Here is a 22,726-nt window from a genome sequence, read left to right as displayed (position 1 = left end):
GGGACCTATGGGCACGAAGACTGTTGAGTTCGATCCGTTCAGCCGGGACTTCTTCGACGATCCTTACGACACCTACGCCGACCTGCGGGAACACGCCCCCTGCTACTACAGCGAGCGGTACGACTTCTACGCTCTGAGCCGCTTCGACGATGTGGTGAACGCCCACCGCGACCACGCCACTTTCAGCTCCACCCACGGCCAGACCTACGAGCAGCTGGCGTCGGGCGAACCGGCGCAGCTGGGGTCGATCATCTCCATGGATCCGCCCGAGCACACCCGCTACCGCAAGCTGGTGTCGCGCTCATTCACCCCCCGCTCCATCGGCAACTACGAGGAGCTCGTGCGAGAGATCATCAGCGGCTATCTCGATCCACTCATGGGCCGGCGCCAGTTCGACATCCTCGAGGAGTTCGCCGCCCCGTTCCCGGTTGAGATCATCTCCACCATCTTGGGAGTGCCCCCTGAAGATCGCCAGCAGATCAGGCATTGGACCGACGCCATGCTCCACCGCGAGGAGGGCTCGGCCATGGGCAGCCAGGCCTCCGCCGAAGCGGGCATGGCCCAGGGCATGTACCTGTTCCAGCTCTCCCAGCAGAAGCGGGCCGAACCGGCAAACGACATGCTCTCGGCGCTGATCGACGCCGAGGTGGAAACCGAGGATGGCGAGCTCACCCATCTCGACGATGCCGAGATCGCCGGGTTGGGCACGCTTTTAGCCGCCGCCGGATCGGAGACCGTCACCAAGCTGGTGGGCAACGCGATGGTGCTGTTCCACCGCCACCCCGACCAGTGGGCCATGGTTCTCGACGATCCCGGCGTCCTCGCCAACGGGGTGGAGGAGATCCTCCGCTACTGGGCCCCCTCGCAGTATCAGGGGCGCTACTCCATGGTCGACTCTGAGTGGCACGGAGTGACCATCCCCAAGCACAAGCCGGTGTTTCTGATCACCGGCGCGGCCAACCGCGACCCCCGCCGCTACAACGATCCCGACAAATTCGACATCACCCGCGACCCCGGCCTCGCCGTGGGCTTGGGCCACGGCCTGCACGTGTGCCTGGGCGCGGCCCTGGCCCGCCTGGAGAGCCGGGTGGCCATCGAGGAGATCGCCCGCCGCTGGCCCGCCTTCGAGGTCAACGAAGAAGGCCTCCGCCGAGTCCAGATGTCCAACGTAGCCGGCTACTCCTCAGTCCCGATCACCGTCTCCTAGCGCGACGGGCACACCCCGGCTGCCCCGCCCCGCAGGACAGCCGGAGCGTCAGACTCTTATTGGCCGAAGGTGCCGGTTTCGCCTTCGAAGGAGATTACGTCGCTGATGGGTACCCAGCGGGCGCCGTCGGCGTCCACTACCAGCTCCTCGATGCGCCCGGCTTCCACCATGTAGGAGTCGTTGGCCCCGTCCATGGTCCGCTGGGCGTTGCCGATCGCTCCCCGGGACTCAAAGTCCATCTGCCACATGGCCCGCATCACGTTGGTCCGGTTGATACCGCCGTCCATTTCGGCCGCGGCTAACAGCACCTCGTGGAGGATCTCGCCGAAGATGTAGCCCAGGGCGTGGGAGGCGGCCTCGGGGTCGACCCCCTGGCTTTCCAGCGCGCCCCGCACGAACTGCACCCACTCGTCGTCGGCCAGCGAGGAGTCGGCCATGTCCTTTTGGGTGTTCACCAGCCGGATACCGTTGGCCAGCGGCCCGATGGGCACCCAGAACAGGGAGATGCTCTGGCATCCGTTGGCCACGATCACCAGCGGGCTCCAAGCCTCGATACTGAACACCGCGGCCACCGCCTGCGGGCAGAACGCCCCCGAGGACGCCACCAGCAGAACGTCGGCATCGCTGGCCGCCAGATTGATCACATCGAGCCCCACCGAGTCGGCCTGGGGGTCGTGCTGGATCTCGTCCACCACCTCGATGCCCAATCCGGGGGCGCACTCGTTGAAGGCCACCCGCCACGCTTCGCCGGCGTCGTTGTCCAGCGACAGAATCGCCACCGTGGCCCCCGAGCCGATCTCATCGGCCACATGGGTACACCAGACCCGGGCCTCGGTCTCATACGACATCAGCGCGCCGGTGGTCCACGGGAAGTTTACGGGGTCGCCCCACTCGGGCAGGCCGGTGAGGTTCAGAAGCTGCGGGATGCAGTTCTCGTCCAGCACATCCCGGGCCGCCAGGTTGTTGGGGCTGCCCAGAATCCCGGCGAATCCCAGCAGGTTCTCGACGTCGATCATCTCCTCCACGTTGGTCAGCGTTTTAGCCGGCACATAGCCGTCATCGCGGCTCACGATCACCACGTCGCGCCCGTCGATGGGGCCGACGTGGTCGAAATAGAGCTGAACGCCGTCGCTGATGGTGCCGAACCCGGCCAGCGCGCCCGACCGGGGCAAGCTGCTGCCGAAGCGGATCTCGCTGTCGGTCACACCCTGGTAGTTGTCCCACTCGCTGGGGCACTCGCTGATGTCGATCTCCGCGCCACCGCCCAGCGGCACGATATTGGGATCGGACGGCTCCTCGGGCTCGGGGGCAGGCGCGGGCTCGTCCTCTTCCTCGGGCTCCGTGGCCGGCGCGGGTTCGTCCTCGTCGGGCTCCGTGGCCGGCGCGGGTTCGTCCTCGGCGTCCGGTGCTGGTGCGGGCTCATCGGGCGCCTCGGTGGGGGCCGCGGGGGCCGGCTCGCTCATCGGCGCATCATCGTCGTCGTTGCCGCAACTGCTGGCCACCAGCGCGAACACGAGCAGCACCCCGAGCAAGATTCGCAGAGATTTCGACATTGGGTAATCCCTCCTGAGATTGAACTGCCGGATTGAAGCAGCCCCGTAACCCTACGCGCCACCAGCGACAAATACAGCCCCGAAGAGTCAGCCCGTGGGGGGCTGGGGGGCCACCGGCATGAGCCGGGACTTGATCCGCCGAAAGCCGTGGGCCGCCCCGCCGGGCAGCGCGAAGATGATGGCGATCAGCAACCCGCCGAGGATGGCCGTGCCGTAGGGCCCCTCCAAGGCCACATCGGTGCCCGGCAGGGTCTGCGTCTGGCTCGACCACACCGGCACGAACTGGATGGCCAGGCCCCCCACCACCGCGCCGTGCAGGGTGCCCGAGCCCCCCACGATCAGCCCCACGATCAGCAGAATGGCCATCGAGAAACCGAACTCGTCGGGTCCCACGAACCCCGAGTGCATGGCCAGCATGGTCCCGGCCACCCCGCCCACCGCGGCGCTGATGCCGAAGCTCAGGGTCTTGTAGGCGGCCAGGTTCACCCCGTTGGCCGCCGCCCCCAGCGGATTGTCCCGAATGGCCACCAGGGCCCGCCCCACCCGGCCGACCAGAATGTTGCGCACCAGCCAGAAGCACACCAGCGCCACAATCACCAGCAGGAAGTACTTGTACACCGCCTCCTCTTGGCGGCCGGTCAAACCGTCGGGCACCCGGGCGCCCACCCCCGGGATGGCGTGCAGCCATTCGGTCACCGTGCCGAGCGGCGCCCACGTCGGCGCCTCCAGGTCGCTTTCGATCAGCAGCCCGTTGCTGCCCCCGGTGCGGTCCTTCACCTCGTCCAGCCGGATGATCGACGGGAACACCGCCGCCACCGCAAACGTCAACAGCCCCAGATACAGCCCCTGGATGCGCAGGGCCGGGATCCCGAACAGCACCCCGAACACGAACAGCCCCGGCACAACCACCCCGAGCGTCGACAGGTACGACCAGTGGAACTCGTTCACCAGCACCGCGGTGAGGTACGCCCCCGACCCCACGAAGAAGCTGTGGCCCAGCGAGAGCTGCCCGCTGTAGCCGGTGGCGATGTTCAGCCCCAGCACCGCCACCATCAGCGCCACCGCTTGGCTGAGGTTGCCCAGACCGAAGGTGTAGCGGTTGCCCAAGATGGTGGGGCTGTAGGTGTCGGCGATCAGAAACGGAACCAGCACCACCACCAGGGCAAACAGCGCCCAGCCGATGATCTGGCGCTGCCGGTGCTGGCGGCTGCCTGCCTGCACTACCCGCTTTTTGCCGCGCCACCCGCCGGTGTTGAGCCACATCACACCCGCTCCACTCTCGTCGAGCCGAACAGCCCCGTCGGCCGCACCAGCAGCACCACCAAGATCACTGCCACCGCGGTGGCCAGCGCCAGCTCGCTCAGGTCCAAGAACGTCACCAGCAGGTTGCGGGCCAGCCCTACCACCAAACCGCCGATCACCGCACCCACCATGGAGTCCAACCCGCCCAATGCGGCAGCCGCCAGCGAGAAGATCAGCACTCGCAGCATGATGGAGGGCTCCAGCAACAGGTCGGGCACCACCAGCGACCCGCCCAGGGTGCCGATGGCCGCGGCCAGCGCCCATCCGAACCCCAGCGTGGGCCCCACCCGGATTCCCACCAGCCGGGCCGATTCCAGATTCGACGACACCGCCCGAAAGGCCAAGCCCACCTTGGTGCGCGACAACAGCAGGTACAGCAAACCCACCACCGCGAACACCGTGCCCAGGTTGCCGATGGTGCGCCAGGTGAGCTGGGCGATGCCCCATTCGATGGGCGCCCCGCTGGGGAACATGCTGGGCAGGCTGCGGGTGCGGAACCCCCACACGATCCCCACCGCCGAGTCGATGATCAACAGCAGCCCCAGCGTCACAATCACCAGCGGCAGCACATGGTCGGGTGGGAACGGCCGGATGAACACCCGCTCGATGAACGCGGCCACCAGTGCGCTGGCCGCCATGGCGCACACCACCGCCACCGCCACCGGCAGGCCCTGCTCCACGCTGAAGATGTAGGCCAGGTACACCCCCAAAAGCGCCAGCGAGCCCTGGGCGAAGTTGATGAACCCGGTCGACTTGTAGATCATCACCAACGCCAGCGCCACCGACGCATAGGTGGCCCCGTCGCTCAGCCCCCGAAAGAACTGGGCCAGCCACAGCTCCCCGTTGCTCAGCTTGTCGAGGGAGATGTCGAACACCCCCAGAATCGACGCCAACCCGTTCACGCCCATCGCTCAATACCCCAGGTACGCCCGGCGGACGTTGTCATCGGCGGCCAGCTCGGCGGCGGGGCCCGACAGCGCCACCTCGCCGGCCTCCAGCACATAGGCCACGTCGGCCACCCCCAGCGCCAGGCTGGCGTTCTGCTCCACCACCAGCATGGTGGTCCCCGCGTCGGCGTTGATGGCGGTGAGCTGCTCGAACAGCGAGCGGGTGATCATCGGCGCCAGTCCCAGCGACGGCTCGTCCAACAGCAGAAGCGACGGCCGCAGCATCAGCGCCCGGGCGATGGCCAGCATCTGCTGCTCGCCCCCGCTCAGGCTGCCGGCGGCCTGAGCGCGCCGCTCGCCCAGCACCGGGAAGGTCTCGAACCACTGCTCCATGTCGGCCCGCACCTCGGCGTCAGAGCGCACGAACGCCCCGGCCATCATGTTCTCCTCCACCGAGAGCTCGGGGAACGTCCCCCGCCCCTGGGGCACATGGGCCACCCCCCGGCGCACGATGTCGGCGGTGCGCCGCCCGGCCAGCTCCTCGCCGCCCAGCTTGATCGACCCCTCGGTGCTCACCATGGCGCACAGCGCCCGCAGCGTGGTGGTCTTGCCCGCCCCGTTTGCCCCCAAGATCACCGCGATCTGGCCCTCGGCCACCGAGAAGTCGATGCCGTGCAGCACCTGGATGTCGCCGTAGGCCGCCTTCAGCCCCGCCACCTCCAGATACGCCGCGCTCACTGCTCGGCCCCCAGGTAGGCCTCCACCACCGCCGGGTCGTTCTGCACGTCGGCGGGGGAGCCCTCGGCGATCTTGGCCCCGAAGTCCAGCACCACCACCTTGTCGGAAACCCCCATCACCATCCCCATGTGGTGCTCCACCAGCAGCAGCGTCAGCGAGTGCCGCTCAGCCAGCGCCACCAGCAGATCGCCCAACTCGCCAACCTCAGTCTGGGTCAGTCCCGTGGCCGGCTCGTCCAGCAGCAACAGCCGGGGCCGGCCCACCAGCGCCCGGGCCAGCTCCACCCTCTTCAGGGTGCCAAACGGCAAGCCGGCCGCAGGGTGGAAAGCCACATCGGTCAAAGACAGTTCGTCCAGGGCATCCCACGCCGTTCGGGCCAGCTCAGCCTCCTCCCGGCCCAAACCCCATCGCAACGCGGCCCGCAGCGCGCCGATATTGGAGCGGTGGTGGGCGCCCACCATCACGTTCTGCATCACGGTCATGCCCGGCCACAGCGCCAGGTTCTGGAACGTGCGCCCGATGCCCAGTCCGCTGATGGCATGGGCCGGGCGGGCCAACAGATCGGCCCCGTCAAAGCCCACCGCCCCTTCCTGGGCGTCGTATACCCGGCTCACCACGTTGAACAAGGTGGTCTTGCCCGCCCCGTTGGGCCCGATCAGCCCGCAGATGCTGCCCTCGTCCACGGTGAACGACAGTTCCCGCAGGGCCGTAACCCCCCCGAACCGAACCGTGACCCCCGCCACATCCAACAAGGCCATAACCCCCCGACCCTATCCCGCCCCGCTGACAGGGCCGGGAAGCCTCACCCCCCGATCAAACTGGCGATGGCCCAGATCACGATGACTGTGCCCAACACGATCATCGCCACGCTGCGCCCCACCTTGGGCTTGGCTGGCTCATCGGGGGCGCCCGGTGGGGGAGGAATGCCGTCTCGGCGCTTGCGGGGCCCCTCGGGGTTGATCAGCGCGGCGATGTTCCCCACCGCCAGCGCACCCCCCAGCGCCAGCAGCAAGAAAGTGATGATCTCCGGCCCACCCAGCACCCTCCCAGTCTCGCGCCTATACATAGGTGTGAACCGACACGGCATAGTCGCCGCCGGACCATGGGCCCCGTTCCCAGGTGGAGTACCGCTCCGACAGGGTGAGCCCGGCCGCCGCGCAGTCGGCGTCGTAGCGATCCAGCCCGTAGCCCCCGCCCCGAAGTTGGAACCCGGCCACCAACGCGCCGCCGGGGGAGAGGTGGGCGGCACAGCGCCCCACCACCGCGGCCTCAGTCCCCGGCACGGTAAACAGCAGCACGTTCCCCGCCATCACCACCGCGTCAAACGCCTCCCCCAGATCGAAAGTCGCCAAGTCGAGCTGGTGCCAGTCCAATTCCGGCCCCTTGCCCCGCGCCCCAGAGATCATCTCATCGTCAATGTCCACCCCAGCCACCGAATACCCCCGCCGAGCCAGCTCAATGGCCACTCGCCCAGTCCCACACCCCGCGTCCAGCACCCGCCCCGAGCCCCCCAAAAGCGAATCCACAAAATCAGCCTCCCCATGCGGATTGTGCCCCTCGGCCGCCAACTGCTCCCACCGAGCGTCATAATCCCGCCCCGAAACCCGCCCACCCCAAGTAGATCCCACCCGCCGATCCTGTCACAGCCTGCCGGTAGTGTGGCGGCGTGGCTTCCCCTTCCAGCGCCGCGCCTGCTGAGGCGGGCGTCTGTGCCGATGTTGGCTATGGGTTCCATCCGGCGGTGGGGGCTTGGTTTGAGGGGCGGTTTCCGGGGGGGCCTACTGAGGCTCAGGCCCAGGGGTGGCCGGCCATTGCCTCGGGGCACGACACGCTGATCGCCGCGCCCACCGGGTCGGGCAAGACCCTAGCGGGGTTCCTCATCGCCATCGACAACCTCTACAAGCGCCACGCCCAGGGCCAGACGGTGGCCAAGGCCAGCCAGGTGGTGTACGTGTCGCCGCTGAAGGCGCTGGCCACCGACATCGCCGAGAACCTGGAGCGCCCCCTGGCCGAGATCGCCGAGATAGCCCGCCAGCAGGGCTTCGACCCCCCGCCGCTCACCGTGGCGGTGCGCACCGGCGACACCCCGGCCCACACCCGGGCGGCCATGATCAAAAAACCGGCCAACTTCGTGGTCACCACCCCCGAGTCGCTCTATTTGCTGGTGACCGCGGCCAAGAGCCGCGAGGTGCTGCGCACCGTGGAGACGGTGATCGTCGACGAGATCCACGCCACGGCCCGCGACAAGCGGGGCAGCCACCTGGCCCTCACCCTCGAGCGCCTCGAGCACGTGGCCGAGGCCCGCCCCACCCGCATCGGCCTGTCGGCCACCCAGAACCCTATCGCCACCATCGCCGACCTCCTCACCGGTGTCCCTAAAGCCCCCACTCCAACCGACCTCCTCACCGGCATCCCCCCAACCCAGCCCGCCAATGGAGCCGAGGCCGCCCACGGTGCCAGCACCGCCCCCGGCACCCACTGCACCATCGTGAACACCGGCCACCAGCGGAACCTCGACATCGCCCTGGAGCTGTTCGACGACGAGCTCGAAGCGGTGATCTCCCACGCCCAGATGGACATGATCCTCGACCGCATGGCCACCCTCATCGGCGAGCACCACACCACCATCGTGTTCGTCAACACCCGCCGGATGTCCGAGCGCATCGCCCACCAGCTGGCCGAGCGCCTGGGCGACGACGCGGTGGCCGCCCACCACGGCTCTTTGTCCACCGAGCGCCGCATCCGCACCGAGCACCGCCTCCGAGCCGGCGACCTCAAGGCCCTGGTGGCCACCGCCTCGCTGGAGCTGGGCATCGACATCGGCCCCGTGGAGCTGGTGTGCCAGGTGGGCTCGCCCCGCAGCATCGCCACCTTCCTCCAGCGGGTGGGCCGCTCCAACCACAGCCGCCACGGCACCCCCAAGGGCCGCCTGTGGCCCCTCACCCGAGACGAGCTCATCGAGTCGCTCGCCCTGCTCCACGCCGTGAACCAGGGCCGCCTCGACGCCATCTGCCCCCCCGAGGCCCCCCTCGACATCCTGGTGCAGCAGATCATCGCCGAGGCCGCCGCCAGCGACCACCACACCACACACGGCCTCTACGAGCTGTTCACCAAAGCCGCCCCCTACGCCAACCTCACCCGGGCGCAGTTCGACGAGGCCGTCCAGCAGGCCGCCACCGGGGTGGTCACCGGCCGGGGCCCCCGGGGCGCCTACCTCCACTACGACTCCATCAACCAGGAGGTGCGGGGCAAGCGGGGCGCCCGCCTGGCCGCCCTCACCTCCGGCGGCGCCATCGGCGAGAACGGCGACTACCGGGTGGTGGCCGAGCCCGACGACACCTTCATCGGCACCGTCAACGAAGACTGGGCGGTGGAGTCGATGGCCGGCGACATCTTCCTGCTCGGCTCCCACTCCTGGCGCATCAAGCAGGTGGCCGCCGGCACCGTGCGGGTGATCGACGCCGGCGACGCCCCGCCCACCGTCCCCTTCTGGCTGGGCGAGGCCCCCGCCCGCACCGCCGAGCTGTCCCAGCAGGTGTCAAACCTGCGCGCCCATATACACAGCCTCCTGCCCCAGAGCCCCGACGCCGACCCCCTCGACGACGAAGCCCTGGCCCACGCCGCCGAGCAGTTCGCCCGATCCCACGGCACCACCAGCGAGATCGCCGAGCAGGCCGTGACCTACATCGCCGCGGCCCAGGCCACCCTCGGCACCGTCCCCACCAAAGACGACATCGTGTTCGAGCGCTTCTTCGACGACACCGGCGGCCAGCAGCTCGTGGTCCACTCGCCCCACGGCGGCCGCATCAACCGGGGCTTCGGCCTCGCTCTGCGCAAGCGCCTGTGCCGCCGCTTCGACTTCGAGCTCCAGGCGGCGGCCAACGACAACGCCATCATCTTGTCGCTCGGCCCCCACCACAGCTTCCCCCTCAGCGACGTCCCCCAGTTCCTCCACCCCGACTCGGTGGAGGAGGTGCTGACCCAGGCCGTGCTGGATTCGCCCATGTTCGCCGCCCGCTGGCGCTGGAACCTCAACCGGGCCCTGGTGGTGCTCCGCAACCGGGGCGGAAAGCGCAACCCGCCCCCCATCCAGCGCATGGAGGCCGACGACATCATGGCCGCCGTGTTCCCCGGCGCGGCGGCCTGCCAGGAGAACGTCGCCGGCCCCGTCGAGATCCCCGACCACCTGTTGGTGCGCCAAACCCTCCACGACACCCTCCACGAGGCCCTCGACGTCGACGGCCTCACCCAGCTCCTCACCCGCATCCGCTCCGGCGAGGTCCGCACCCACTTCTGCGACACCGCCGAGCCCTCCCCCCTCAGCCACGAGATCGTCAACGCCCGCCCCTACGCCTTCTTGGACGACGCCGAGTTGGTCGACCGAAGAACCAACGCCGTCACCGTCCCCCGAGGCCTCCGCCCCCGCACCGCCAGCCAACCCCCCACCCTCGACCAATCCACCCTCGCCCAAATCACCCAAGACGCCATCACCCAAGTAATCGAAGAAATAACCCCCGACCCCCGCAATCCCGACGAGCTCCACGATCTCCTCACCTCCCTGGTAGCCACCCGCCCTAATCCCCAATGGCGAGAGCTCTACGAAGCTCTAGAAGAAAAACACCGAGTCCAAACCCTCACCACCCCCGAGAACACCCCTCTCTGGACCACCACCGAACTAGCGGAAACCGCCCGAGATCCCCACATGGCCACGGACACAGTCCGCGGCCACCTAGAGTCCACCGGCCCCACCACCCCCAACCAACTAGCCGAGCAAACAGCCCTAGATCTCCCAACCGTCCACCAAGCACTCACAGCTCTCGAGTCCGAAGGCACCGCCATGCGCGCCGACCATCTGAACAGCGCTGCGCCCGATACCTGGTGCGCCCGAAGACTCCTACAACGCATGTCCTACCTGTCTAGAAGACAAAAACGCGCCTCAGTCCAAGCCGCCACCCCCCAAGACTTCATGCGCTTCCTCCTCGACTGGCACCACCTAACCCCCGACACCACCCTCAGAGGCCGCCCCGCCCTAACCAAAGTCCTAGAGCAGCTCCAAGGCCTAGACCTCCCCGCCGGCGCCTGGGAACAACAGATCATCCAAAAGCGCCTCCCCGACTACGACCCCCTATGGCTCGACGAGCTCTGCTACCGCGGCGAGCTCGCCTGGCTCCGCCTCACACCCCCCACAACACCGGCCAAGGCCAACAACATGGCCCCCCGCAAAGCCACCCCCATCACCCTCGTGTTCCGAGAAGACCTCCCCTGGCTCCTCGCCGCCGCCAGAACCACCACCCCCGAATCCCCCGAAGCCGGCCCCATCCAAGAGATCGCCGAGCTCCTAAACACCCAGGGCGCCAGCTTCCTGCCCGACCTGGCCGATGCCACCAACCGCCTGCCCGACGACATCGAGCGGGCCCTGTGGAACGGCGTCGCCCTCGGCCTGTTCACCGCCGACGGCTTCGCGGCGGTGCGAGCCCTGCTCAGCCGCAGCGCCCGCCGCCCCACCCGCCACCGCCCCGGCCACAACCTCCGCTCCCAAGCCCTCCGCACCAGGGCCCGGCGCGCCGATCGCGCCTTAACAATGCGCTCTCCCGCCCAAACCCACGCCGCCCCCGGCCGCTGGTCCCTCGTCCCCCAGCCCGAGCAGTACCCCAACGACGACCTCGCCGAGGCCGTCGCCCAGCAGCTCCTCGCCTGCTGGGGCGTCGTGTTCCGAAGCCTCGCCCACCACCCCGCCACCCCCACCGCCACCCCCTGGCGAGACATCCTCAAAGCCCTCCGCCGCTTCGAAGACCGCGGCCTGGTAAGAGGCGGCCGCTTCGTAGCAGGCCAAAGCGGCGAGCAGTTCGCCCTCCCCGCCGCTGCCGACCAACTCCAAAAAACCCGCCGCCGCCCCCGCACCAACCAGCAAATCACCATCGCCGCCTGCGACCCCCTCAACCTCACCGGCATCCTCTTCGAAGGCCCCAGAACCCCCGCCACCCCCACCAACACCCTCACCTATGTAGACGGAGTGCCCGACCCTTCAGCCCCCCGGGCCCAAGATCCCACCCAACTCAAGAATCACCAATAGCTCCGCCCTCCTCTTCTAAGTCGCCCCTCAGCGCGGTATCTTCTAGTCGTGAGTTCCGCCACATCGCCAGAGCGGTAGAGATGGCCAAGCAGTACAAGCTGCCGTACACCTTGAGGGCGCCCTCTGAAGAGACAGAGGACATGTACCTCGCCGAGGTGCCGGTGCTTCCGGGATGCCGGGCATGGGGGGCCACTGCCGAAGAGGCCTTGTTCAATCTCGAAGGCGTGACTGCGGACTACATCGCCTCCTGCGAGGCCCACGGCGACGCCCTACCCGCTGCCATTACCGCGGCCGGGGAGCTTGTTGTAGCGGTTTGACCTACCGGGAGCTCTCCCAGGCCTGATGTCCCCCGAACCCCCGCCGCACCGCCGTTTCTGAGCCCGCGCCTATGTGTATGGCGGTGCGCAAGTATCCTCACATCATGCTCACAGCCCGCACCGGCCCCCCCGTCAGAAGACGCGCCCTGGGAATAATCCTCGCCGCCGCCCTGATCGCCGCCTTCCTCGCCACCGTTCCTGCCGATGCCCAGTCCCAGAACTCCCCCCCGATCGCCCGCGCCGGCGCCGACCGCGCCATCGCCCTCGGTTCCGGCTTCGTCACCCTCGACGCCACCCGCAGCTTCGACGTCGACGGCCGCGAGCAAGTGCTCGACTTCGAGTGGGAAGTGCTCACCCCCAGCTACTCCTGGCTCGTCGTCACCCCCACCGGCAACCCCCGGGGCCGCACCGCCACCTTCATAGCCCCGTCGCCCACCGAAGCGGCCCAATACGGCTACACCATCAAGTTCCGCCTCACCGTCACCGATCCCGACGGCGCATCGGGCACCGACACCGTCACCCTCACCTTCGAGGGCCCTCCCACCGCGGCCATCGGCATCACCGCCTTCATCGCCGACCCCAACCCGGTCGACGCCAACAACAACCACATCATCGACGACGACGAGCGCTACACCGTCCCCGGCGTGCTGCGGCGCCCCGGCGAAGGCGGCAACGACGACAACGAGTGGACGGTGCGCGAGGGCGCCCGGGTCACCCTCAACGGCGTCGGCCGCCGCGGTATCGGCGCCCCCGCCACCAGCCCGCTGCGATACCGGTGGATCCAGCGCTCGGCCGTCCCCGCCTACAACGAGTTCAAGATCGACCCAGCAGAAAGCGAAAACCAAGACATCACCCTGAAGTTCCCGGCCAACCTGCGCCAGAACCAAACCGCCGTCGTCCACTACACCCTCACCGTCTACAGCGGCACCAGCCAGCAAGTGGTGGCCGCGGTGCGCATCAACGTGGTCGACGAGCCCTTCGCGCCCGAGGTCAAGCTCACCTTGTACAACCCCCGCCAGCCCGCCCAAGACGCCAACGCCCTCAACCCCGACAGCCCCACCCTCAACTACGTGGTCAAGCCCGGCGCCACCGTCCAGCTCATCGCCCGGTCCGACGACCGCGACACCGGCGACGCCTCCCGCCTCGTCCACACCTGGTCGGGCGCCGGCGTCACCCCCGCCTCCACCAACGCCGCCCGCGGCCCCACCTCCCGGGCCGCCTTCACGGCCCCTGCCGACGCCGCCGAGGGCCAGACCTACGTGGTAACCGCCACGGCGTCCGACCCCACCGACCGCACCGGGCGAGACGCCATCGTGTTCACCGTGGCCGACAACAACCCCCCCAAAGCCATCGGTCCTATCGACGCCGTGGTCAACGACGGCCCCAAAGGCGGCACCAACCGCCAGGGCCTGGTGATCCTCACCGGCACCGGCACCGACGCCGACGGCGACGCGCTGCGCTACCGCTGGTACCAAGTCGACCAAGAAGGCGAAGACCGCAAACGCCTCGAAGAGCCCACCCTCGAGCTGATGAACGCCGACACCGCCACTGTCTCGTTCCCGCCCCCCGATGTCGGCGGCCTCGCCGAGATAGAGGTGTACCTGGCCTTCACCGTGATCGACCGGTGGGGGGCCAACGCCACCGACACCGTCAAGGTCATCGTCTTGGGCAACGTCGATCCCCCCGAGGCCGACGCCGGCCCCAACCAGAGCGTGGAGCCCGGCACTGCCGTCCGCCTCGACGGCCGGGGCAGCATCGACCCCGAGAGAACCAACCGGATCACCGAATGGCTGTGGACCTACACCGGTTTCGCCACCACGCCGTCGCAGACCGAGCGCCCCCTGAACAACTTCGACCGCCTGGCCCTGTCCGGCTACCTGCCCACCGGCACCACCTATCCCCAAACGGTCCTCGTCGGCGCAAACAGCCCCGCCCCCTACTTCGACGCCCCGGCCGACATCGGCGGCTACACCAGCGTGCGGTTCACCTTCACCCTCAGAGTCCGCAACAGCACCCGGGCCACCGACACCGACACCGTGAGCATCACCGTGGCCGGCCGGTTCTTCACCGGCACCATCACCGGCCCCGACTTCTGCACCAACCTCAGCCTGGGCGGCCCGCCCACCTATGCGCTCGACAGCGACCGCGACGGGGTGGCCGACGTGTGCTCGCTGCGCACCACCCGCCGCGAGGCCATCGCCCGCCAAAACGCCCTCACCACCCTGGCCTCGCTCAACCTCGCCCAGTTCAGGGCCCAAGTGCTTTTGGCCTGCGACCGCATCACCGGCGACTTCGGCGACGCCGCGGCCACCCTGGCCAAAGACGCCTGCGCCACCTCGGCGGTGGCCGGCCCGCCGCCGCCGGTGCCCGATGCGGTGGCCGACACGTTCTTCTCCGGCCCGGTGGTCACCGGCCCCGACTTCTGCACCAACCTCAGCCTGGGCGGCGCCCGCCTGTTCGCCTTCGACAGCAACGGCGACGGGGTGGCCGACATCTGCTCGCTGCCCTACACCCGCCGCGAGGCGGTGGCCCGCCAGCACGCCCTCAACACCTTCGTAACCCCCCGAGTGGCCTTCAACAACGCCTTGGCTCTGGCCTGCCGCGAGCTCGGCACCACGAACTTCGGCGACGACCCCGCCAACCTGCGCCGAGATGCCTGCAGATGAGGGGCGAATCGGCGATTTTGCCGCTGGCGGGCCTGCTTCCTTCTGGCAGAAATGGTCGGAAGATTGTCTGGGAGTGTTTGAAACTTCCCCCAAGACCTGCCAAACTGTTTCCCGTGCTGAGCCGGGGTCGGGCTCAGTCCGCCGACACGGGACCGAGTGGTCCTGGGCCCTCTGGGTGTCGGCGACACTATAGACTTTGAACCTCTGGCCCGGTCTGATAGAAAGTTGCCCATGATGACGATGCTTCACTCGGTTTGGTCCGGCGGCGGGAGTGCTGCTGGTCGTCGCAGGTCCTTGCTCGCGCTCGGGGCGCTGTTGGCGCTGGTTGCGAGCGTGCTGATCTGGGCCGCGCCCGGCTCCCAGGCGCAAACCCCGCCCAACATCCCCCCGGTCGCGATCGCGGTCCTCGGAGATGCCACGCTGGTCGACGGCGGTAATGCCGATCCGACAGACGACTACTACACGAGGGCGTTGACCGCTGGTCGAAGCTTCGACCCCGATGCGGCCGACGGTGCCGCCGCCAACGGGATCGCGGTATTCAAGTGGGAGGTGGTGACCGACAGTTATAAGGACTGGCTGGCCATCACCGGTGCCAATACCGCGAGTGCATCGTTCGTCGTTCCGAACGAGACTTCCATCGCCCGCTATGGCCAGACCATCGAGTTCAAGCTGACGGTGTGGGACGCCAATCCTCGGACCAACGTTGGCGCCCTGTCCGACACCGACACGGTGACCTTCAACTTTGATGCCGCCGAGCGCCCCACCGCCGACATCAACGTCACCGCCCTGTTGAAGAACCCCGCCGCGGTTGCCGGCTATGACGACGACGGCGATGGGACGATCGACGAGGACGATGAGGAATACACGATTGACGCCGTCATCTCCCGACCGGGCGAGGGCGACAACGCTGCCTACGAGTGGCACATCAAAGAGGGCGCCCTGCTGACGCTCGACGGCTCGGGAAGCTCCGACCCCGATTCGCGCCTGAGCAATGCCAACTTCACTTGGTCGCGGGTCTACGACAGCAGCGAAGACACTGGCGTCTCCGACAATGCTGCCGCTGTCGAGGTGACCCTCCCCGGCGGTACCGACGGTGCCGCTACGGGTATGAAGATCACCACTTCGGGCATGCTCGCCGACGACGACGACGACGATTTCACTGCCTCCGACGCCCCCGGTATCAAGACCGTGCTTCCTCTGGCGAACGACAACGGGTCCAGCCCGAAGCCGTTCTATGCCTACTACCGGTTGACGATAAACGACGGCACAGGCGGCACAGGCGGCAACACCGGCACCGCCGACGTGCTGATCATCATCGAAGACCAGCCCAACGATCCGGTGGCCGGCACCCGCGCTGCTGCGATCACGGCGACGAGGCCCACCAGTGCTACCGATACCACCCCCGTTCCATTGGTGAAGAGCAGCCTGGGCGCCAACCGGTTCCTAGTTGCCCCCGGCAACACTGTGACCGTCACCGCGATGCCGTTTGACGCCGATATCGGCGCCGCTGGCGGTTCGACTGGCCTGATCACCACTTTCTCCGGCGATGGTGTCCGGGTTCCCGATCCCGCTGGCGCACCGACTGTGGCCACGCTGATGGTTCCTCGGACCGCTCCTAAGGGAACGGAGTACGAGGTCAACATCACCGTCACCGACACCACCAAGCGCAGCACCACGACCACGGTGACCATCGTGGCCGTCCAGAACCAGGCCCCCGACGCTGTGGCGCCGGACGACTTCTCCCGCGGCGACGGTTCCAACGGCGGCGACATCGGCTCGTTCAACCTGCCCACCGGCACGATCACGCTGCGGGGCATCGGGTTCGACGCCGACGGCGACGACCTCACCTTCAGCTGGACCGAGCTGGGCTACCCGATCACTGGGGCTACTGCCACTGCTCCCGGCACTCTCGACACGAGTGGGGACCCAGCGGCGATCAGGCTGCCCAGGAAGGCCGTCCTGAGCATCGACAACGCCGATCAGGAGACGGCATCCTTCTCGGTGCCCGAGGTGGACATCCGGAACCTGCCCACGGTCGATCACGACAGTGACACCACTACCCCCAATGCCTACGTGATCCCCATCCGGTTCACGGTGACCGACAGCTGGGGCCAGCAGACCACCGATGACGTGGTCGTCACCATCACCGACAACGAGCAGTACCGCACGGTGGCCAACGCCGGTGCCAACCAAGAGGTGACCGGCGGCTCGTTCGTCCGCTTGAACGGCTCCGCCAGCCGGAGTTCCGCGGGCACCGCCGCAGGCCTGACCTATGCGTGGGCCTACACCGGTATCACCACCGATCCTCTGACCCAGGACCGTCCGGCCATCACCCAGCAAGAGATTGCCGGCGGCTACGTCGAGGGCAAGTGGTTCCCGTGGGACGGCGACACCGACGGCGACGGCGATGTCGATACAGACGACGGCGATGAAGACACCGACTTGGACGGCACCCAGGGTCGTGGTGACTACCACCCGACCGCTGGTGGGGCGCTGAAGGGTGAGACCGGGAGGTTCCCGTACTTCGATGCTCCGAAGCTGTACGGCTTCAGCAGCATCAAGCTGCACTTCTCTCTCACGGTGAGCTTCACCCCGACAGGTGGCTCCGAGCAGACCCACACTGCTCGGGTGACGATCACTGTGAGCGACGGGTTCTACTCCGGCGGCACGGTGACCGGTCCGGACTTCTGCACCGGGTTCAGCCTGGGCGGTCCGCAGACCTTCGCCTTCGACAGCGACGGCGACGGCGTGGCCGACATCTGCTCGCTGAAGACCACCCGCCGCGAGGCAGTGGCCACCCAGAACGCCTACAACGAGCTGGCCGCTCTGAACCCGGATCTGTTCAAGGACCACCTGCACGGCCGTGCCGCTGTGGCAGACGATGCGTCTACCACCGATGTCGACGAGACCGTCACGGCTATCGACAGCCAGTGCAAGAAGGCGCCCAAGACATTGGGCGACTCCGATGCGGCACTGAATGGCGATGCGTGCGGCCCGGCCGGCACGTTCACCCGACGGGTGTCCAGCCCGCCGGCGCCGGTCGATCCCGCAGTGGCCGATGTGTTCTTCTCGGGCATCATCACCGACGCCAACTTCTGCACCAACCGCAGCTTGGGCGGTCAGCCGCTGTATGCCAACGACACCGATGGCGACGGCGTGGCCGACATCTGCTCGCTGGGTTACACCCGCCGCGAGGCAGTGGCCCGCCAGAACGCGCTGCAAGCGGCCTTCTCTGGCCACGCGCAGTTCGCTGCGGCTCTGGCGAGGGCGTGCGCCGAGTTGGGTACCACCGACTTCGGTGACAGCGCCGCCAGCCTGGCTGCCGACCGGTGCAGCAAGCCGAGGCCTGCTACGCCAGGCACGGCGCTGCCAACAGCAGACAACTAAACCGACCCTGGTTCGCCAGAACCAGTAAGGAAGCGGCCCGGCCCCAGCGGCCGGGCCGCTCCGCGTCCACCCGGCGGTGCCCTGCCACTTCCCTACTACAATCCTCGTATTCACTTCCCCCTCTTCAACCCTCCTTGAGGGAGAGAGGAGACATTGTCCACAAAGCACGTTCGGCTCGTCCTCGCGGCATTAACATAAACATGTCCTGTGGGGAGGTGCTGCTGTTTTGCGCAGGTCGTTGGTCGCGCTATCGGGGTTGTTGGCCGGGTTGTTGGGCCTGGCCATTCCCCAAACAGCAGCCCAGGAGGAGACCCAGTTCCCGCCGGTGGCCATCGCCGTCGTCACCGCAGTGACCCCCGACCAGCAAGCCGGCAGAACCACGGTGGCGCTGGACGGCTCTAGGAGCTTCGACCCCAGCGGCAGCATCGCCAAATACGAGTGGGAGGTGATGACCGAGGCCTACGCCAACCTCCCCGTCGCCCACTCCCCAGCCGACGCCGACAACGACATCCCCGCGGGGCGGACGGCCACGTTCGTCCTCCTCGATCGGACGCTGGCCGACCGGGGCGTCCACTCCGTGGAGTTCCGGCTGACGGTGACCGACGACGGTCGGCCGGCGGCGTCTTCCAGCACGACGGTGGTGGCCAACATCAACCACGGTCCCACCGCCGAGATCACCGTGACGGCCAAGCTGCCCGCTCCCCGGAGCCAGCAGCTCACCGGTTTCGACGACAACGGCAACGGCGTGGTGGACGAGAACGAGGAGCGCTACACCGTTGAGGGGGTGATCGCCGGGCCGGGCGAGAACGACAACCTCGACTACGAATGGGACATCCGAGAGGGCACGTTGCTGGTGGTGGACGGCTCGGCCAGCTCCGACCCCGACGGCCCGCTTCCGGCCAGCGCGTTCAGCTGGACGCGCCTGTACCACAGCGATGTGGCGTCGGTCACCGCCTCGCTGCCCGGCGACACCGATGGCGTGCGGTCGCTGAGCACCGACGAGGATCCCGACGTCGTCGGCTCCACCACGTCGGAGACGGTGGGCCGGCTCCCCTTCGTGCGGGGCAATATCGCCGACCCCTACTACCTGTACTACCAGCTCACGGTGACCGACGGGCACGGCGCAACGTCGACGGCCGTCGTCAAGATCGTGGTCCGCGACGCCCACGACAACCCCACCGTGGAGATACTCCATCCCGAATCCGATCCCGACGCCTCCACTGCCGCCGACCGCCGCGAGGGAATCCAGCCCGCCGGGGAGAACCGCTACCTGATCTCCCCCGAAACAGCCGAAGACCCGGTGATCCTCACTGCGGTGGGCACCGGCGACGGCTCAGCTCGCACCCGGCTGCTGAAGCACACCTGGAGCGGACCCGCCCTGGAGCCCGACGAGGACAACCGGCCCGGAGCGCGCACCACCGCGGTGTTCACCGCCCCCGAGGGCTTCAGGGAAGGCGACTCGTTCGTGATCAGCGTGGAGGTGGTGGACTCCTCTGAGTTCTCCGGGTCGACTTCGGTGGAGCTGGTGATAGCCGAGAACCTGGCGCCGATTGCGCTCGCTCCCGACGACATCGACACCCCCGACGGCACCAACGGCGGCTTCCCGGTCTCCGATCCCCCCAGCGGGAGGGTGGAATTGAACGGCCTCGGGTTCGACCCCGACAACGACGACATGACCTTCCGGTGGGAGCAGGTCCGCAACTCGGCGGGAGACGAATTGCTGGCCACCTATCGCGGGCCCCGGCTGTCGCTGGCCGGCGCCGACACCGACACCGCCAGCTTCCCGTTGCCCGAGGTCACCACCGGCACCCGGTACATCGTCTACGTGCAGTTCACCGCCACCGACAGCTGGGGGGTGTCGGACTCCGACGTGGTGGAGATCATCATCCACGACGGCGACGACGACCTTCGGGCCATCGCCGGTGTGGACCAACGGGTGTCGTCGGGCAGCTTCGTTCGCCTGCGGGGCCGCATCAACTCGGGGTTGATCAGCGATGCGGCTATCGCGTCGGTCTCCTATGAGTGGGCCTATGTGGGCATCGAGACCCTTCCCCGCACCGAGCACCGCCCCGCCATCACCGAAGCCGAGGCCGATGAGGGATTCACCGCCGGCGAGTGGTTCCCCAACGACGACGGCTCCTACAGCCCCACAGCCGGCGGCCGGCTCAAGACCGTGTCGGGGCGCTACCCCTACTTCGACGCCCCCCGGCTCCACGGGTTCAACAGCGTGAAGCTCATCTTCACGCTCACCGTCGGCGGCGTTACCGGCCAACAAGACCACACCGACACGGTGGCCGTCACCGTGGTCGGCGGGTACTTCTCCGGGGTCATCGACGGCCCCGACTACTGCGCCAACCGCAGCCTGGGCGGCCCCGCCACCTATCCGGTGGACTCCGACAAGGACGGCGTGGCCGACATCTGCGCCCTCGACACCACCCGCCGGGCCGCCATTGCCCGCCAGAACGCCTTGGAGCGCCTGGCCGTCATCAACCCCGACGACTTCGAAGCCGCCCTCCACGGCCCGCCCGACGACCCGGACACCGACGCAGACGAGTCCGACCGCACCAAGGGCACCTGTTACAGCGCCCCCAAGGATCTGCCCGGCGACACCGCCGAAGCGCTCGAGGCCGATTCGTGCGGGCCCAAAGGCGTTCGCGACCGCCGAGTGTCCTCGCCCCCCGCGCCGATCGATCCCGCCAAGGCGGGCCTGTTCTTCTCCGGGCCGGTGATCACCGGACCCGCCTTCTGCACCAACCTCGGCCTCGGCGGACAGCCCCTCTACGCCCTTGACCGCGACGGCGACGGCATCGCCGACACCTGCTCGCTGGCCTATACCCGCCGCGAGGCCGTGGCCCGCCACAACGCCCTGGAGGCCGCCTTCGCCGACCATCCCCAGTTCCCCGCCGCCCTCGCCGCCGCCTGCACCGCCCTCGGCACCCTCGACTTCGGCGACAGCCCCGCCGCCCTGGCCGCCGACCGGTGCAGTCGTCCCACCACCCCCCAACCCGGCCAACCCCTCCCCACCGCCCCCAACTGAGCGGCCCGGCTCAGTTGTCGGGGTCGCATCCTCCGGCCACTAGGTGGACGTCGATTCCGGCTTGGCAGCGGTACAGGTCGAGCAGGTTGTCCTTCTCGTCGAGGAGCTGCTGCTGGTCGTCGAGGAGCTGTTCTTGGTCGCTGATCAGATCCTGCTGGTCGATGATCGACTGCTGCTGCTGGGACAAGCGGATGGCCTCCACCACATCGGCGTCCTGCGCCGGCGTGACCGAGGCGAAGACCCCGTAGGCAACCGCTGCGCCGGTGGCGACGGCCACCGCTGCGGTGGCCAGCCGGGCCAGGGGGATGGCGCGTATGGCCGGTGCGACGGCCAGGGCCGCGAACGGCAACAGGGCCAGGCCGTAGCGGGCCGGGGTGAGCTGGAAGTAGTTGTAGCCCGCGGCGTAGGTGCTCAGCATGGTCACCACGCCCATGCCGGCCATGGCGGTGACCACCCCCGCGGTGAGGTAGCGATGAGACGACCGCTGGGCGGTGACCGCCAATGTGGCCCCCAGCAGCACCAAAAGCCCGATGTCGGCGATGCCGTTGAGCGGGGTGAGCACGTCCCAGGTCGGGATCCACTGATCTCGAAACGGGGTGAACACCGCCCGGAGCTCGTCGTCGATCTGCTGCCACTGAAAGCCCTTCTGGCCCCAGATCACCTGGTGGATGGGCAGATCTTGGACGTCGGCCAGCTTGCGGTGGTTCTGCCACAACTGCCAGCCGATCACCGACACCACTGCGACGGCGAACGACGAGGCGGCGGTGGCAAGCAGGTCGCTCTTGTCGCCCCGGTCGCGCCAGGCCAGATAGGCCAGGTAGGCCACCAGCGCGCCCACCGCGATGGCGTTGTTGAAGTTCAGCGCCATGGCCGCGGCGGCCGCGATGGGCACCGACCACCACGGCCAGCGCTTGGCCTCCCACAACAGCAGCGCCACCAGCAACAGGGCGCCACCCACGAGCTGGGCGTTGCCCGCGTGCACAGAGGTGGACACGTACAGCGCCGCCGGCGGCGCCCCCAAAAGGGCCACCAGGGCCGCTTTGGCGACGGTGCCCAGCCCGGCCAGGCCCAGGGCGTACCACAGCAGCGACATCCCCGCCACCAGCCAGAGGGCCCCGACCAGCCGGTAGGCGTGCAGCTTGTCGTCCACGCCGGGCAGCCAGCCGATCACCTCGCCGCCCCACGCGGTGAGCGTGAAGTAGGGGGGCGGATGCTGGAAGGTGACGTTGTAGCCCGACTGCCACAGTTGGTTGGGATCGGGCTGGGGATCGCCGCAGGCCGGGATGAGCTCCTCAGGCCAGATCTCGATCCCCCGGCACCCCGCGGTGGCCATGGCCTCGGCTCCCACCTGCTCGCCGATGCGGATGCCCAGCGAGGGCGACTTGAGCACGTAGTCGTAGTAGTAGATCTCATCCACACCCAGCTGCGGATGGTTGTCCACCTGCTTCACGCTGAGCACCACGAACACCGCCAGCAGCAAAGCGAGCACCACTCGGGCGCGGCGGTGATTGGAGCCGGAAAGCGTCGGATCTGCCGTCAACGAATTCAGCGAGCGATTC

At 68.3% G+C, this 22,726-nt stretch carries 14 protein-coding genes; 6 read left to right on the top strand and 8 right to left on the bottom strand.

The window, feature by feature from the left end; translation table 11 throughout:
• Positions 1-7: 7 nt before the first annotated feature.
• On the top strand, positions 8-1,207 hold the full coding sequence (locus tag ACOGI7_RS14040) for a cytochrome P450 (protein WP_419849379.1): 1,200 nt from the start codon (positions 8-10) through the stop codon (positions 1,205-1,207).
• Positions 1,208-1,263: 56 nt separating this feature from the next.
• Here the strand turns inward: ACOGI7_RS14040 and ACOGI7_RS14035 are convergent, their stop codons facing one another.
• The 7 genes from ACOGI7_RS14035 to ACOGI7_RS14005 all read right to left on the bottom strand — a co-directional run bounded on the left by ACOGI7_RS14035 (position 1,264) and on the right by ACOGI7_RS14005 (position 7,315).
• Positions 1,264-2,760 (bottom strand): ABC transporter substrate-binding protein, encoded by a 1,497-nt coding sequence (locus tag ACOGI7_RS14035; RefSeq protein WP_419849378.1) that lies wholly within the window; start codon positions 2,758-2,760, stop codon positions 1,264-1,266.
• A gap of 87 nt (positions 2,761-2,847) precedes the next feature.
• A complete protein-coding gene (locus ACOGI7_RS14030; protein WP_419851516.1) occupies positions 2,848-4,023 on the bottom strand; it encodes a branched-chain amino acid ABC transporter permease in 1,176 nt (391 codons plus the stop codon).
• Entirely contained in the window at positions 4,023-4,970 is a 948-nt protein-coding gene (locus tag ACOGI7_RS14025) for a branched-chain amino acid ABC transporter permease (protein ID WP_419849377.1), read from the bottom strand. Before ACOGI7_RS14025 ends, ACOGI7_RS14030 begins: the two co-directional genes overlap by 1 nt.
• A gap of 3 nt (positions 4,971-4,973) precedes the next feature.
• Positions 4,974-5,687, bottom strand: a complete 714-nt coding sequence (locus ACOGI7_RS14020; protein ID WP_419849376.1) for an ABC transporter ATP-binding protein — start codon at positions 5,685-5,687, stop codon at positions 4,974-4,976.
• Complete coding sequence (locus ACOGI7_RS14015) at positions 5,684-6,445, bottom strand: ABC transporter ATP-binding protein (RefSeq protein WP_419849375.1); 762 nt, start codon at positions 6,443-6,445, stop codon at positions 5,684-5,686. Before ACOGI7_RS14015 ends, ACOGI7_RS14020 begins: the two co-directional genes overlap by 4 nt.
• A 44-nt stretch (positions 6,446-6,489) precedes the next feature.
• Positions 6,490-6,729, bottom strand: a complete 240-nt coding sequence (locus ACOGI7_RS14010) for a hypothetical protein (protein WP_419849374.1) — start codon at positions 6,727-6,729, stop codon at positions 6,490-6,492.
• A 16-nt stretch (positions 6,730-6,745) separates the two neighbouring features.
• Positions 6,746-7,315, bottom strand: a complete 570-nt coding sequence (locus tag ACOGI7_RS14005; RefSeq protein WP_419849373.1) for a class I SAM-dependent methyltransferase — start codon at positions 7,313-7,315, stop codon at positions 6,746-6,748.
• A 38-nt stretch (positions 7,316-7,353) separates the two neighbouring features.
• Here ACOGI7_RS14005 and ACOGI7_RS14000 point away from each other — a divergent pair, with 38 nt between their 5' ends.
• The 5 genes from ACOGI7_RS14000 (at position 7,354) to ACOGI7_RS13980 (ending at position 21,167) form a co-directional block, all read left to right on the top strand.
• Positions 7,354-11,760, top strand: a complete 4,407-nt coding sequence (locus ACOGI7_RS14000; protein ID WP_419849372.1) for a DEAD/DEAH box helicase — start codon at positions 7,354-7,356, stop codon at positions 11,758-11,760.
• A gap of 80 nt (positions 11,761-11,840) precedes the next feature.
• Entirely contained in the window at positions 11,841-12,077 is a 237-nt protein-coding gene (locus ACOGI7_RS13995; protein ID WP_419849371.1) for a type II toxin-antitoxin system HicB family antitoxin, read from the top strand.
• A gap of 104 nt (positions 12,078-12,181) precedes the next feature.
• Positions 12,182-14,743, top strand: a complete 2,562-nt coding sequence (locus tag ACOGI7_RS13990) for a hypothetical protein (RefSeq protein ID WP_419849370.1) — start codon at positions 12,182-12,184, stop codon at positions 14,741-14,743.
• 315 nt (positions 14,744-15,058) lie between these two features.
• Positions 15,059-18,130, top strand: coding sequence for a hypothetical protein (locus ACOGI7_RS13985; RefSeq protein ID WP_419849369.1), 3,072 nt, complete (start codon positions 15,059-15,061; stop codon positions 18,128-18,130).
• Positions 18,131-18,356: 226 nt separating this feature from the next.
• Positions 18,357-21,167 carry a hypothetical protein gene (locus tag ACOGI7_RS13980; protein ID WP_419849368.1) on the top strand — a complete coding sequence of 937 codons (2,811 nt, stop codon included), beginning with the start codon at positions 18,357-18,359 and terminating at the stop codon, positions 21,165-21,167.
• A gap of 10 nt (positions 21,168-21,177) precedes the next feature.
• Here ACOGI7_RS13980 and ACOGI7_RS13975 read toward each other — a convergent pair whose 3' ends face one another.
• Positions 21,178-22,707, bottom strand: a complete 1,530-nt coding sequence (locus ACOGI7_RS13975) for a hypothetical protein (RefSeq protein ID WP_419849367.1) — start codon at positions 22,705-22,707, stop codon at positions 21,178-21,180.
• Positions 22,708-22,726: the final 19 nt, after the last annotated feature.

The organism is Candidatus Poriferisocius sp. (genome assembly GCF_965204145.1).
Classification (GTDB): Bacteria; Actinomycetota; Acidimicrobiia; order Acidimicrobiales; family Bin134; genus Poriferisocius.
This window is presented reverse-complemented; position numbering and strand designations above follow the sequence as displayed.

Excerpts from the sequence above, each read along its gene's own strand:
- ACOGI7_RS14035 (WP_419849378.1), bottom strand. The coding sequence starts at position 2,760 with ATGTCGAAATCTCTGCGAATCTTGCTCGGGGTGCTGCTCGTGTTCGCG.
- ACOGI7_RS14030 (WP_419851516.1), bottom strand. The coding sequence starts at position 4,023 with ATGTGGCTCAACACCGGCGGGTGGCGCGGCAAAAAGCGGGTAGTGCAG.
- ACOGI7_RS14015 (WP_419849375.1), bottom strand. The coding sequence starts at position 6,445 with ATGGCCTTGTTGGATGTGGCGGGGGTCACGGTTCGGTTCGGGGGGGTT.
- ACOGI7_RS13995 (WP_419849371.1), top strand. The coding sequence starts at position 11,841 with ATGGCCAAGCAGTACAAGCTGCCGTACACCTTGAGGGCGCCCTCTGAA.
- ACOGI7_RS13990 (WP_419849370.1), top strand. The coding sequence starts at position 12,182 with ATGCTCACAGCCCGCACCGGCCCCCCCGTCAGAAGACGCGCCCTGGGA.
- ACOGI7_RS14025 (WP_419849377.1), bottom strand. The coding sequence starts at position 4,970 with ATGGGCGTGAACGGGTTGGCGTCGATTCTGGGGGTGTTCGACATCTCC.
- ACOGI7_RS14040 (WP_419849379.1), top strand. The coding sequence starts at position 8 with ATGGGCACGAAGACTGTTGAGTTCGATCCGTTCAGCCGGGACTTCTTC.